Annotated in this window: 4 protein-coding genes; all 4 read left to right on the top strand. The window is 72.6% G+C overall.

All coding sequences use genetic code 11. The annotated features are described in order from the left end of the window. Positions 1-6 precede the first annotated feature (6 nt). The gene (locus C4V41_RS05865; protein WP_103954769.1) at positions 7-2,355 is read left to right on the top strand and encodes a M20/M25/M40 family metallo-hydrolase; all 2,349 of its coding nucleotides are present in this window, start codon (positions 7-9) and stop codon (positions 2,353-2,355) included. Positions 2,356-2,387: 32 nt separating this feature from the next. Then, a complete protein-coding gene (locus C4V41_RS05860) occupies positions 2,388-4,193 on the top strand; it encodes an ABC transporter ATP-binding protein/permease (protein ID WP_103954768.1) in 1,806 nt (601 codons plus the stop codon). 23 nt (positions 4,194-4,216) lie between these two features. Beyond that, complete coding sequence (locus C4V41_RS05855) at positions 4,217-9,430, top strand: non-ribosomal peptide synthetase (protein ID WP_103954767.1); 5,214 nt, start codon at positions 4,217-4,219, stop codon at positions 9,428-9,430. 36 nt (positions 9,431-9,466) lie between these two features. Further along, positions 9,467-13,923 (top strand): non-ribosomal peptide synthetase (locus tag C4V41_RS05850; protein WP_146103555.1); only part of this gene is annotated, 4,457 nt, incomplete at its 3' end.

Raw genomic sequence — 13,923 nt, 5'->3', positions numbered from 1 at the left:
GTGACGATGTCGGCGGGGATCACCGGCGAACAGCCGGTACGCGTGGCCGGCCCGGCCGCACCGGGCCCGGCGCCGCACCGTGCGCTGCTCGCGGCCGTCGGGGCCGGGCTGGCGCTGCTCGGCGTGCTGGCCCTGCTGGCGTTCGCGCCACCGGCGGCGCGCGGCACGGACGCTCCGGCGGCGGAGTTCTCCGCCGCCAGGGCCGCCGCGCACCTCGGCCAGATCGCGCAGCGCCCGCATCCCCTGGGGACGCCGGACAACGCCCGCGTGCGCGCCTACCTGGTCGACACGGCCAGGGCGCTGGGCGCCGAGGTGAGCGTGCAGTCGGGTGACGTCGTACGCCCGGCCTGGGGCAACCCGTTCCCGGCGGCGACCGCGCACAACGTGATCGCCAAGGTCCGCGGCAGCGCGCCGGCGGGCGGCGGAGGCAAGGCACTGCTGCTCGTGTCGCACTACGACTCCGTCCCGACCGGGCCCGGCGCGGCCGACGACGGCGCGGCCGTGGCGGCGATGCTGGAGACGATGCGGGCACTGAAGGCGTCCGGCGGCGTCCGCAACGACGTGGTGTTCCTGTTCACCGACGGCGAGGAGCTCGGCGCGCTCGGGGCGGAGCTGTTCGCCCAGAAGAGCGGCCTCGACGGCTTCGGGGCGGTCCTCAACTGGGAGGCGCGCGGCAGCGGCGGTCCGGTGATGGTGTTCGAGACCAACACCGGCAACGCGCCGCTGATCGACGCGTTCGCGGGCGCCAGCGGGCGGCCGGTGGCGAACTCGCTGGCGTACGAGGTCTACAAGCGGATGCCCAACGGCAGCGACTTCACGGTCTTCAGGGACCGGGGCGCCGTCGGCCTCAACGCCGCCTTCCTGCACGGCTTCCACGACTACCACTCGCCGCACGACGACCTGGCGCGGCTCAGCAGGGACAGCGTGCAGCACCACGGCGACTCCATGCTCGGCCTGGTGCGCGGGCTCGGCGACCTCGACCTGCGGACGCTGCGCAGCGACGAGGACGCCGTCTACTTCGACCTGTTCGCCCGGGTTCTGGTGCACTATCCGGCCGGCTGGGCGCTGCCGCTCGCGGTGGTCACGGTGCTGGGGCTGGTGGCGCTGCTGTACCTCGGCTTTCGTGCCGGTGAGCTGAGGGTCGCCGGCGTGCTGGTCACGGCGGGCACCGGGTTCGGGGCGGTGCTGGTGGCGGCCATCGGCACGTTCGGGTTGTGGCAGGTGGTCATGGTGGCGCGGCCTGAGCTGGCGGCGCTGCCGTTGGCGGAGCCGTATGAGCGGGGGCTGTTCGTGGCCGCCTTCCTGGTGCTGACGGCGGCGGTGTTCCTCGGGGCGGCATGGCTGCTGCGGCGCCGGCGGCCCGCCGAACTGGTCGGCGGCGGGCTGGTTCTCGGAGCGGTTCTGCTGTCCGCGTCGGTGATCCTGCTGCCCGGGGCGAGCTACCTGTTCCAGTGGCCGGTGCTGGCCGGGCTGCCCGCGCTGTGGTGGGGCACGCGATCGAAAGTGCCGCTGACCGCCGCCGCGCCCGCCGTGGCCGTCGTGTTGTTCGCGCCGCTGGTGGACGGCCTGCTGATCGCCCTGGGCATTCCGCTGGCCGCCGTGGCGATGGTGCTGGCCGGGATCGGCGGCGCGCTGCTGCTGCCGCTGCTGATGCGCCTCGCGCGGCCGATGGTCGTCGCGGCGGCGGCCGCCCTGGCGCTGGTGACGGCGGGCGCGGGCACGCTGCTGTCGGGCTTCGACGCCGAGCACCCACGCCCCAACTCCCTCGTCTACGTACGGGATCTGTCCAAGGGCACCACGATGTGGATGAGCGGCGACCCCGAGCCGGACACCTGGACCGGCCGGGTCCTGGGCCAGAACCCGGACCGTGGCCCGGCCGCCGACTACTACCCGCAGCGCGGCGCGGAGCCGGTGCTGTGGGCCAAGGCCCCGCCGCTGGACCTGCCCGCCCCGGCCGTGACGACGCTGGACGACGCGACCGCCGGCGACACCCGGCGGGTGCGGTTCAAGGTCGCCTCGCAGCGGGCCGCCTGGCGGCTGCAGATCCGGCTGCCCCGCGCGCCGCTGAAGTCCTGCGTCGTGGCGGGCGTCCGGATGGACGGGCCCGCGCTCGACAAGCAGGGCGAAGGGGCCGAGGGCGTGGTCTTCCACTTCACCGGCAGCGTGTCGGGGGTCGAGATCGGCTGCGAGACGAAGGCCGGCAGCCCGCTGGCCGTCGACGTGGCCGACTACACCATCGGCCTGCCGGACCAGGTCGCCGCCCTGGTGGGGCCGCGGCCCGCGGGGACCGTACCGGTCTCCTTCGGGTTCGCGCCCGACGAGGCCGCCGTCGTACGCCAGATCAAGACACTCTGACCCACCCATCCCACGACACCCTCTGAGGAGACATGGCATACGAGGACGGGGCCACGGCGATCGAGGTCCGCAATCTGACCCGCGTCTACCAGACCGGCAGGAACGGCGATCAGGTGCGCGCCAACGACGACCTCACCTTCTCCATCGCGCGTGGCGAGGTCTTCGGGCTGCTGGGCGCCAACGGCGCGGGCAAGACCACGCTCGTCTCCCAGCTCCTGGGCCTGGTACGCCCCACGTCGGGCTCCATCAGGATCGAGGGCGTCGACGTGGTGTCCGACCCGGAGGCGGTGAAGGCCATGACCGGCTTCCTGCCGCAGACGGGCCTGTCGATGCGCCTGGTGGAGGTGCGGCGGGCCCTGCACTACACCGGGCGGCTGCGCGGCCAGTCGGAGAAGGAGGCCAGGCACCAGACCACCGAGCTGATCGAGGAGCTGGGCCTGGAGTCGGTCGCCGATCGGTACGTCGACCAGCTCAGCGGCGGCATGATGCGGCTGGCCAACTTCGGGATGGCGCTGATGGGGCGTACCAGGCTGCTCATCCTGGACGAGCCGACCAACGAGCTCGACCCGCGCAACCGGCGGCTGATCTGGGACATGGTCGCCCGCCGCAGCCTCACCGAGGGCACCACCGTCGTCCTGGTCACCCACAACGTGCTGGAGGCCGAGAAGGCCGTGCACCGGGTGGGCGTCATGCACGGCGGGCGGCTCACCGCGCTGGGCACGCCGGGCGAGCTCAAGGCGACGCTGGGCGACAAGGTCCGCATGGAGCTGTTCGTCAAGGACAGCGAGTCGCTGAAGCCGGCGGAGATGAGCCTGCTGGAGCGCGTCGGCTCGGTCGTGCCCGGCGGCCGTGAGGGTGTCTACCTCGTCCACTCCGACCCCGAGTCGATGCCCGACCTGGTCAAGGCGGTGACGAGCGACCTCGGCATGGCCAGGGTGGACGACTTCAAGCTGAGCCGGCCGACGCTGGAGGACGTCTATCTCAGCATGGACGGCGGCGACTCGGCCGCGCCCATTCCGGAGCTCGTCGCGAAACCCCTTCCGGCGCCCGAGCCCGCCGTCCCGGTGGCGCGCCTGCCTCTCAAGGAGCGGGCCCGGCGGCTGCTCGTCGACTTCAAGTATCTGTGGCTGGAGCAGATGCTGGAGGTCCGCACCACCTGGACGTGGAGCCTGCTGTTCGGGCTGCTGATGCCGGTGGCGATGGTCTTCGGCCTGTCACGCATCGGCGGCGGGCTCAACGACCCCACGAGCCTGCTCTACATCGTCAGCGGCGCGGCCATCTTCTCCGTCGCCACCGAGGGCGTCGCGACCCTGGCCCAGCGCATCGGCGTGATCAAAACCGACGGGATGATGGTCTATTACGCCTCGCTGCCCATCAGCAAGGCGTCGTTCGTCGGCGCGCTGGTGCTGTCGAGACTCATCCTGATCATGCCGGGCCTGATCACCCCGATGGTCGCCGCCGGCCTCATGTACGACGTGGACTTCACGATCTCGCCCGCCCTGCTGCTGGTCCTGCCGCTGTCGTGCCTGGCCCTGTCGGCGATCGGGCTGGCGATCGGCACCCTGATCAACAGCATGGACCTGATCGTCGTCATCACCAACCTCTTGATCTTCGTGCTGCTGCTGGCGGCCCCGGTGCTCATCCCGCCGGAGTCGTTGCCGCTGCCGCTGCAGGTCCTCGGCTACCTCCTGCCCCCGACCTACGCGGCCGACGCGCTGCGGCACACGCTCAGCGGCGACCTGGGCGCCGCTTTCACCCTGGACATCGTGGTGCTGACCGCGATGACCGTGTTCGGGCTGGCAGGAGCCGCCCGCTGGATCCGTTGGCGGCTCGCCTGAGCCGGGAAGCTAGGAGTTCCGTCATGGAGCAGTCAGTTGTCCGTGCCTCGACGTTCGTCGACGTGGTCGCCGAGCGGGCGGCGCTGTCGCCGGGCACGGCGTTCGAGTTCGTCGCGTCGGGGGACGCGAAGCCCTCGGCCGTCACCTTTCCCGAGCTGCACGATCGCGCGCGGTCGATCGGCGCCCTGCTCGCCGAGCGGGTCGCGCCCGGTGACCGGGTGCTGGTCCTCCTGCCGCCCGGCCTGGACTACGTGGCGGCCTTCCTCGGTTGCCTGTACGCGGGCACCATCGCCGTGCCGCTCTACCCGCCGAGCAAGGGCAGCTACTCGGCCCGCCACCGGGCGGTGCTCGCCGACTCGGCCCCGGCCGCCGCGATCGTCTCCGGCACCGACCCCGCCGACCTGCTGGAGCCGGCCGGCGTCCCCGGCCTGCCGCTGATCACGGTCGACGGCGACCTGCCCGCGCCCGGCGACTGGCGCCGGCCGGAGATCGACGGCGACTCCGTCGCCTTCCTCCAGTACACCTCCGGCTCCACCGCCACCCCGCGCGGCGTGATCGTGACCCACCGGAACCTGGTGGTCAACTCCCGGCAGATCCGGGAGCGGTTCGGCACCACGGCTGAGACGCGGGTGGTGAGCTGGCTGCCGCCGTACCACGACATGGGGCTCATCGGCGGCATCCTGCAGCCGCTGTACGCCGGCGCGACGGCCGCGCTCTTCTCGCCGATCTCGTTCATCACCCGGCCGCTGCGCTGGCTGGAGGCCATCTCCGACAGGCGCGCCCACGTCAGCGGCGGCCCGAACTTCGCCTACGACCTGTGCGTGGACCGTATCCCGGAGTCCGACCTCGCCGGGCTCGACCTGTCGAGCTGGCAGATCGCCTTCAACGGGGCCGAGCCGGTGCGGGCCAGGACCCTGGAGCGGTTCGCCGAGCGGATGGCCCCGTACGGCTTCACGCCCGGCGCCTTCTTCCCCTGCTACGGCCTCGCCGAGGCGACGCTGATGGTCTCCGGCCGCACCGTCGGCGCGGCCAAGGTCGCCGAGACCTTCGAGCCCGACTCGCTCGCCCCCGGCAACAGTCCGCTGCCCGCCGAAAACGGGCTGCCGGTCGTCGGCTGCGGCCCCGTGGCCGAGGACCTGGCCGTGACCGTCGTCGACCCGGACAGCGGCACCGCCGCCCCCGACGGCACGGTCGGCGAGATCTGGACGTCCGGCGAGAACGTCGCGGCCGGCTACTGGGGCCACGACGACCCCGAGCACACGACGTTCGGCGCCACCCTGCCCGGCGACGAGCGCCGCTACCTGCGCACCGGCGACCTCGGCTTCCTGAAGGACGGGCAACTCTACGTCGCCGGGCGCAGCAAGGACCTCATCGTCGTACGCGGTCGCAACCACTACCCGCAGGACCTGGAGCAGGCCGCCCTCGACGCCCACCCGTCCCTGCGCCGCGGCGCGGCCGCCTTCGGCCTGGACACCGACGGGCGCGAGGAGGTCTGCCTGGTCCTGGAGACGGCGACCGGCCACCGTACCGACGAGCTGGCCGAGGTGACGGCCCGGGTGCGCACGCGGCTGGCCCGCGACCACGGGGTCACGCCCGGCACCCTCGTGTTCGTCCGGCCCGGCCAGATTCCCCGCACGACCAGCGGAAAGATCCAGCGCTCCGCCACCCGGGCGATGCTCGCGGACGGCTCGCTCAAGGTGGTGCACCGCTGGGACGCGGCCCAGACCGTCACCGGCCTCGCGCCGCTGCCGGACCACCTGTGGCAGGAGACCGCCCGTGAGGTCGTCCTCGCCGTCGCGAGCCGCCGGCTGCGCGTCGACGTCGACCCGGACGTGCCCCTCGTGGCCCAGGGGCTGGACTCGCTGGCCGCGATCGAGCTGAAGGCGGCCGTCGAGGACGCCATCGGCGTCGAGCTGTCCCTTGAGGCGCTGCTGGCCGGCGCGAGCGTGGACGACCTGCTGGCCGACACCCTCGTCGAGCCCGCCGCCGACCCCGTGCCGGCGGCCCCGGCCGGCGGGCGCGTCCCCCTCACGATCAACCAGCAGGCGCTGTGGATCCTGGAGCAGCAGCACCCGGAGACCGCCGTCCAGCACGTGTACGTCGCCCTGCGCTTCCTCGGCGACGTGGACGCGGGCGCGCTGGGCCGCGCCTTCCAGGCGCTCGTCGACCGGCATCCGGCGCTGCGGACCGCGCTGCGCTCGGAAGCCGGCGGGGAGCCGTACCAGGAGGTGCTCGGCCACCAGGACGTGGCGTTCACCGTCGAGGACGCCGCGCACCTCGACGAACAGCGGTTCCAGGAGCGGCTGGAGCGCGAGATCAAGGGCGAGCGGTTCGACCTGCCGAACGGCAGGCTGCTGCAGGTCGCGCTGTTCCGCAGGCCGGACGGAGACGTGCTGTCGCTGGTCGTCCACCACATCGCGGTCGACATGTGGTCGATGGCGGTGATGAGCGACGAGCTGGGACGGCTGATCGCCCGGGAGAGCGGCGGCACCGCCACCCTGCTCCCACCGCCGCCCGCCACCTACGCCGACCTGGCGCACCGCCAGCGGGCGCTGCTCGACTCGCCGCGCGGGCAGCGGCTGTGGGAGTACTGGAGCCGCGAGCTCGACGGCTGCAAGCCGGTGCTCGAACTGCCCGCCGACCGGCCGCGCCCGCCCGTCCAGACCTACCGCGGCGACACGGTCACCCTGAAGATGGACGCCGCCACCACCGCCGTGTTGCGCGAACGGGCCGCGGCCGAGGGCACCACGCTGTTCGTCTCGCTGCTGTCGGTGTTCCAGATCCTGGTGCACCACTACACCGGCGAGGACGACTTCCTCGTCGGCGTGCCCGCCTCCGGCCGGACCGACGCCGACATGCACGGCGTCGTCGGCTACTTCGTGAACCCGGTGCTGATCCGCTCGCGGATGGACGCCGGGCGCAGCTTCACCGAGCAGATCCAGGCCACGCGCCAGACGGTGGCCGGGGCGATGCGGCACCAGGAGATGCCCTTCCCCGTCCTCGTCGAGCGGCTCGGCCTGGCCCGCGAGGCGTCCAGGCCGCCCGGCTACCAGCTCATGTTCAGCCTGACCAGGTCGCATCTGGCCGGCGGCGAGGACCTGGGCGCGCTCAACTTCGGCCGCCCCGGTCTCCGGGTGCGGTTCGGGGAGCTGGAGGCCGAGTCGCTGGAGCTCGTCCGGCGTACCGCGCAGATCGACCTGACGATGGTGGTCACCGAGGTCGGCGACCGCCTGGAGGCGGGCATCAACTTCTCGACCGACCTCTTCGACCGCGACATGGTGGAGCGCTTCGCCGCCACCTTCGCGGACCTGGCCGGGCGGCTGGCGGAGCGGGCCGGCGAACCGCTCGCCGCCGTCCCGCCGGCCCGGGCCGACGACCTGCTGCAGATCGCCAAGTGGAACGCGACCTCGACGGACTATCCGCGTACGAGCACGGTGACCAGGCTGTTCGCCCGGATCGCCGCCGAGCGGCCGGACGCCCCCGCTCTCACCTACGGCGCGCTGTCCTACTCCTACCGGGAGCTGGACCGGGTCTCGAACGCGCTGGCCAGGCGGCTGCGGGAGCTGGGAGTGGGCGCGGAGACGCCCGTCGGCCTGCACGTGGACCGCGACCCGGCGGTGGTCGTCGCCATGCTCGCGGTGGCCAAGGCGGGCGGCGTGTACGTGCCGCTGGACCCGGCGCAGCCGCCGCACCGGCTGCGGCAGATCGTCGCCGAGTCGAAGCCGGCGCTGCTGCTCGCCGACAGCCTTGACGACGTGCCGGCGGACCTGCCGCGGCTGGCGCCGGGTGACTTCCTGACCCCAGAGACGGCCGCCGACCCGGCCAACGACCTTCCCGTGGACGACTCCACCGCGCCGGACGGTCTCCTGTACGTGATGTACACCTCCGGTTCGTCGGGGACGCCGAAGGGCATCTGCATCACGCACCGCAACGTCATCCGGCTCGTACGCGACACCAACTACTTCTCCCTCGCCCCCGGCGACCGGGTGTCCCAGTTGTCCAACAACGCGTTCGACGCGGCCACGCTGGAGATCTGGGGCGCGCTGCTCAACGGCGGCGAGCTGGTCGGATTCGGCAAGGACACCGTCCTGTCGCCTCCGAAGCTGGCGGCGGCGCTGCGCGAGCACGACATCCACACCATGGTCATGGCCACGCCGCTGTTCACGCAGCTCGCCGGCTACGACCCCGCCACCTTCGCCTCCGTGCGCCAGATGCTCGTCGGTGGCGACTCGATGGACCCGAAGCGGGCCCGCGAGGTCGCCGGCCTGGGCGGCCCGCTGCTGACCAACGGCTACGGCCCCACCGAGTCGACGACGTTCGCGACGACATGGCCGCTGGCCGAGGTGCCGGACGACGTCTGGCGCCTGCCGATCGGCGGCCCGATCGCCAACACCCAGGTGTACGTCCTCGACGAGCGGCTGAACCCGGTGCCGATCGGCGTGCCGGGCCAGCTCTACATCGGTGGCGACGGCCTCGGGCGCGGCTACGTGAACCGGCCCGGTCTGACGGCCGAGAAGTTCCTGCCGGACCCGTTCAGCACGGAGCCGGGGGCCCGCATGTACGCCTCCGGAGACCTGGCCCGCTGGCTGCCGAACGGCGCCATCGACTTCCTCGGCCGGATCGACTTCCAGGTCAAGATCCGCGGGTTCCGCATCGAGCTGGGCGACATCGACGCCACGCTCAACGCGCACCCGGGCGTGCTGGAGGCGGTGACCGTGGTGGACACGTCGAGGGGGGAGAAGCGCCTGGTGGCGTATTACGCCGGTACGCCGGCCGTGACGGAGCTGACCTCGTTCCTCGCGGACCGCCTGCCCGAGTACATGCTGCCCGCCCAGCTCGTACGCCTGGACGAACTGCCCAAGAACCCGAACAGGAAGATCGACCGGGCCGCGCTCCGGCTTCCCGAGGACACCGGCTCACCGGAAGAGGCTCAGGCCGACGGGCTGCACGCGGAGATCGCGGCGCTGCTCGCCGAGGTGCTCGGGCGGCCGAGCGTGGGGCTGGACGACAACTTCTTCGAGATCGGCGGGCACTCGCTGCTGGCCATCCGGCTCCTGTCCCAGCTCAAGCAGCGCTACCAGGTCGACTTCGGGCTGAACGAGCTGTTCAACGACCCGACCGCGCGCGCCGTGGCCCAGCAGATCGCCGCACGAAGCGGGACCGGCGGCACGGCGGCGCCTTCCGGGCCCACCGCGGTTTCGCGGAGTGCCTACGCACGCCGCCCCGGCGACCAGTAGCCCGGTCTCCCGGCCGGCACGACGGACCAACGATCAGTGAGCGAGGACCAGATGCACTCGGGCGACGTCTACGTCATGCCGGCCTCTCCGGCGCAGGCCGGCCTGCGGCTGCTCGTCGAACTCGACCCGACGTCCACGGCGTACAACGTGCCGGCCGCCATCAGGCTGACCGGACCGCTGGACACCGGGGCGCTGGAGCGGGCGCTGCGCGGCATGTGCGAGCGGCACGAGATTCTGCGGACCACGTTCACCATCGCCGGCGGCGAGGTCTCCCAGGTGATCCATCCGGCGGACGGCCTGCCGCTGCCGGTGGATCACGTGGACCTGGGCGAGCTGGGCGCGGACGCGGCGGCCACGTGCCGGCGCGAGTGCGCCCGGCGGGCGGCGGAGCCGTTCGATCTGGAGAAGGGGCCGCTGCTGCGGGCCGCCGTCTTCCGGCTGGGCGAAGACGATCATGTGGTGCTGCTGCTCATGCACCACATCATCACCGACGGTTCGTCGATGAGCGTGTTCGTCAGGGAACTCGCCGTCCTGTATCTGGGCGAACTGGCCGGTGCGGGCGGTGGCCTGCTGCCGGCGCCCGCCCTGCAGTACGCCGACTTCGCCCTCTGGCACAACGAGTGGCTGCGCTCCGGGGTCCAGGACGAGCAGCTCGCCTACTGGCGTACCACGCTCGCCGACCAGGACCTGGTCCTGGAACTGCCGCTCGACCGCGCCCGTCCCCGCGTGCCGTCGTTCACCGGTGACCGGGTGAGCGCGGTCGTGGACTTCGGCCGCCGGGCGCGTACGGTGGCGGCCGGGCGGGGCGCCACGCTGTTCACGGCGGTGCACGCCGCGTTCGCGGCCGTCCTCGCGCGGAACGCGGCGCAGGAGCGGATCCGGATCGGCGTCCCGAGCGCCAACCGGGACCACCCGAACATCGGGGAGCTGATCGGCTTCTTCGTCAACACCCTGGTGGTGCCCACCGACTGGCGGCGGGACCTGTCGTTCGGTGAGCTGCTCACGCATGTACGCGAGCGCACGGCGGAGGCGCTCGCCCATGGGGACGTCCCGTTCGGCGAGGTCGTCCGTGCGCTCGGCGGCCAGCGGGACCGCTCACGGAACCCGCTGTTCCAGGCCATGATCGCCATGGACAACGCGCCGGGCGGCTTCGAGCTGACGGCCGGCCTGACCGCGCACCGCTTCGACGTGCCGCAGGCGGTGGCCAAGTTCGATCTCACGCTGTTCGTCCACGAGGGTCCGGCCGGGGTCGAGCTGAGCCTGGAGTACGCCACCGACCTGTTCACCCGCGACACCGCCGAAGGTCTGCTCGACCAGGTGGTCACCGTGCTGCGTACGGGCACGGAGGCCCCCGACCGGCCGTTGGGCGCGCTGCTGACGGTGAGCGAGGAGCAGCGGCGCCGGCTCGCCGCCTGGTCGGCCGGGCCTGCGTTGCCCTTGGAGACGGACGGTGCCGCCACGGTTCCGGCGCTGATCGCCCGGCGGGCCGCCCTGACGCCGGACGCCGTCGCGGTCGTGGCCGGAGACCGCATGGTCACGTACGCCGAGCTGGACACCATGGCCGGTCGGATCGCCGCCGGGCTGGCGGCGGCGGGCGTGGGGGTTTCGGACGTGGTCGGGGTCGCCGTGCCGCGTTCCGTCGAACTCGTGGCGGCGCTGCTGGCGGTGTGGCGGCGGGGCGCGGCGTACCTGCCGCTGGACCCGTCCCAACCGGCCGCCCGGCTGGCCGCGATCGCGGCGGACGCCCGCCCGGCCGCCATCCTGGAGACCCACGGCCACGCCCCGGCGACGACCGCACCGGTCCTGGACGTGCACACCCTGTCCACCGGGACCGGGCAGGGTGGCTCGCCCGCGCTGGGTGAGCTTGCCTATGTGCTGTACACCTCCGGCTCCACCGGCCGCCCGAAGGGAGTGCAGCTCACCCATTCCGGGCTGTTCAACTATGTGACGTGGGCCGGGGCGGAGTACTGCCCGGACGAGCCGCCGGTCGCCCCGCTGCACACCACCGTGGGCTTCGACCTGACGGTGACGAGCCTGTGGGTGCCGCTCGCCCACGGCGGGTCGGTGCATCTCGTCGATGAGGAGTCCCCGATCGAGGGCCTCGCCGACCTGCTGGCCGGCCCGGCACGGCCCAACCTGGTCAAGCTGACACCCGCCCATCTGGAGGCGATCTGCCGGCTGCTGCCCACGGGCACGCTGGCCGGTTCGCGGATCTGCTTCGTCGTCGGTGGCGAGGCACTGGCGCCGACCCTGGTGCGCCGCCTGTTCGCGGTGGCGCCGGACGCGCGGGTGGTCAACGAGTACGGGCCGACCGAGACGGTGGTCGGCTGTTGCGTCGCGAGCGCCACCGGCGGCGATGACCTGGACGAGCGTCCCGGTATGGCCATCGGGCACCCGATCGGCAACACCCGGCTCTATGTGGTGGATGAGCTGTTGGAGCCGGTCCCGGTCGGCGTGCCCGGCGAGCTGCTGGTCGGTGGTGCGGGTGTTGGGCGGGGTTATCTGGGTGATCCGGTGCGGACCGCGATGGCGTTCGTGCCGGATCCGTTCTCCGGGGTGAGCGGGGCGCGGTTGTATCGCACCGGCGATGTGGTGCGGTATCTGCCGGATGGTCGGCTGGAGTTCCTGGGCCGGCGGGACCATCAGGTGAAGGTGCGCGGCCAGCGGATCGAGCTGGGCGAGGTCGAGGCGGCCCTGCGTGCGGTCGAAGGCGTCGCGGACGCCGTCGTGACGGCGGTGAGCGACCACCTCGGCCAGACCCGCCTGGCGGGCTACGTCGCCGGCCCCGTCGATGCCGGTCAGGTGCGGGCGCGGGTTGCGCGGGTGCTTCCGGACGCGATGGTGCCGTCGGCCGTGGTCGTGCTGGCGGCGCTGCCGTTGACGCCGAACGGCAAGGTCGATCGGGCGGCGCTTCCGGTTCCGGAGTTCGCCGGTCGTACCGCGTACGTGGCACCCGAGACGGCGCAGGAGCGTTCGCTGACGGAGATCTTCGCCGAGGTGCTCGGCGTCGAGAAGGTGGGCGCGGAGGACGACTTCTTCCTGCTGGGCGGGCATTCGCTGCTGGCCACCCAGGTGATCGCACGCGTCAACGAGCAGTTCGGGGTGTCCGTACGGCTGCGGTCGCTGTTCGAGCATCCGATGGTGCGGGAGCTGGCCTCGGTGGTGGAGCGCGCCCAGGTCCAGGAATCCGTGCCGTTGGTGCCGGTGGAGCGTGGCGGGCCGGTCGAGGTGTCGTACGCGCAGCAGCGGTTGTGGTTCCTGTATCGGCTGGAGCCCGGCAGCGCGGCGTACAACGTGCCGGCGGCGGTGCGGTTGCGCGGCCGGGTGGACGCCGACCGGCTGCGCGCCGCGCTGCGGGCGGTGGGGCGTCACGAGGTGCTGCGGACCGTGTTCACCGAGGTGGACGGCCGTCCCATGCAGGTGATCGGCGATGAACCCCTGATCGACTTCACGGAGGTCGACCTGCGAGAGACGGCCGACGCGGACCTGGCGGTACGGCGGCTGGCGGCGGACCTGGCCGGGCGCCCCTTCGACCTGGAACGCGGGCCGTTGACCCGGTGGGTGCTGGCCCGGCTGTCGGAGCAGGAGTTCGTGCTGGCGTTGTCGATGCATCACATCGTCTCCGACGGCTGGTCGGTGGGCGTACTGCTGCGCGAGGTCCAGGCCGCGTACGCCGGGCTGGAACTGCCGGCGCTGCCGGTGCAGTACGCCGACTTCGCGGTGTGGCAGCGGCGATGGCTGGCCTCCGGGGCGATGGAGGAGCAACTGGCGTTCTGGCGCGACGCGCTGGCCGGTGCCCCGGCCGTACTGGAACTGCCCGCCGACCTGCCGCGCCCGGCGGTGCCCAGCTACCGGGGCGCCCACCTGCGTGCCCAGGTCGGCGCGGCCACGGCGAGCACACTGGAACGGCTGGCCCAGCAGCACGGCGCGACGCTGTTCATGGTGCTGCAGGCGGTCTACGCGGCGCTGCTGACGCGCCGGGCCGGACAGCCCGAGGTGGTGGTCGGGGTCCCGGTGGCCAACCGGACGCGCACCGAGGTGGAGGACCTGATCGGCTTCTTCGTCAACACCCTGGCGCTGCGTACCCGGGTGGAGGCGGGCGAGTCGTTCGCGGGGCTGCTGGCGCGGGTGCGCGAGACGTGCCTGGACGCCTTCGCCCACCAGGACGTGCCCTTTGAGCGGTTGGTGGAGGAGCTGGCCCCCGACCGTGACCTGGCGCGCAACCCCATCTTCCAGAGCATGTTCGTGCTGCAGAACGCGCCCCAGGCGGCCATCGGCGGCCTGGAGGACGTGGAGATGGAGCGGTTGCCGCTGGAGGAGGGGATGTCGAAGTTCGACATCACGCTGATGGTGGATGAACCGCAGGACGACGGCCTGCAGGTGGTGCTGGAGTACGCGACGGACCTGTTCACGGAGGAGACCGGGCGGGCGATTCTCGATGCTTTCGTGCGGGCGTGTCAGGTGCTCGCTGAGCGGGGTGTGGGGGTTCCGGT

This window comes from Nonomuraea solani (assembly GCF_900108335.1).
GTDB lineage: Bacteria > Actinomycetota > Actinomycetes > Streptosporangiales > Streptosporangiaceae > Nonomuraea > Nonomuraea solani.
The sequence above is the reverse complement of the archived record's forward strand: the minus strand, read 5'-3'. Positions and strand labels throughout refer to the sequence as shown.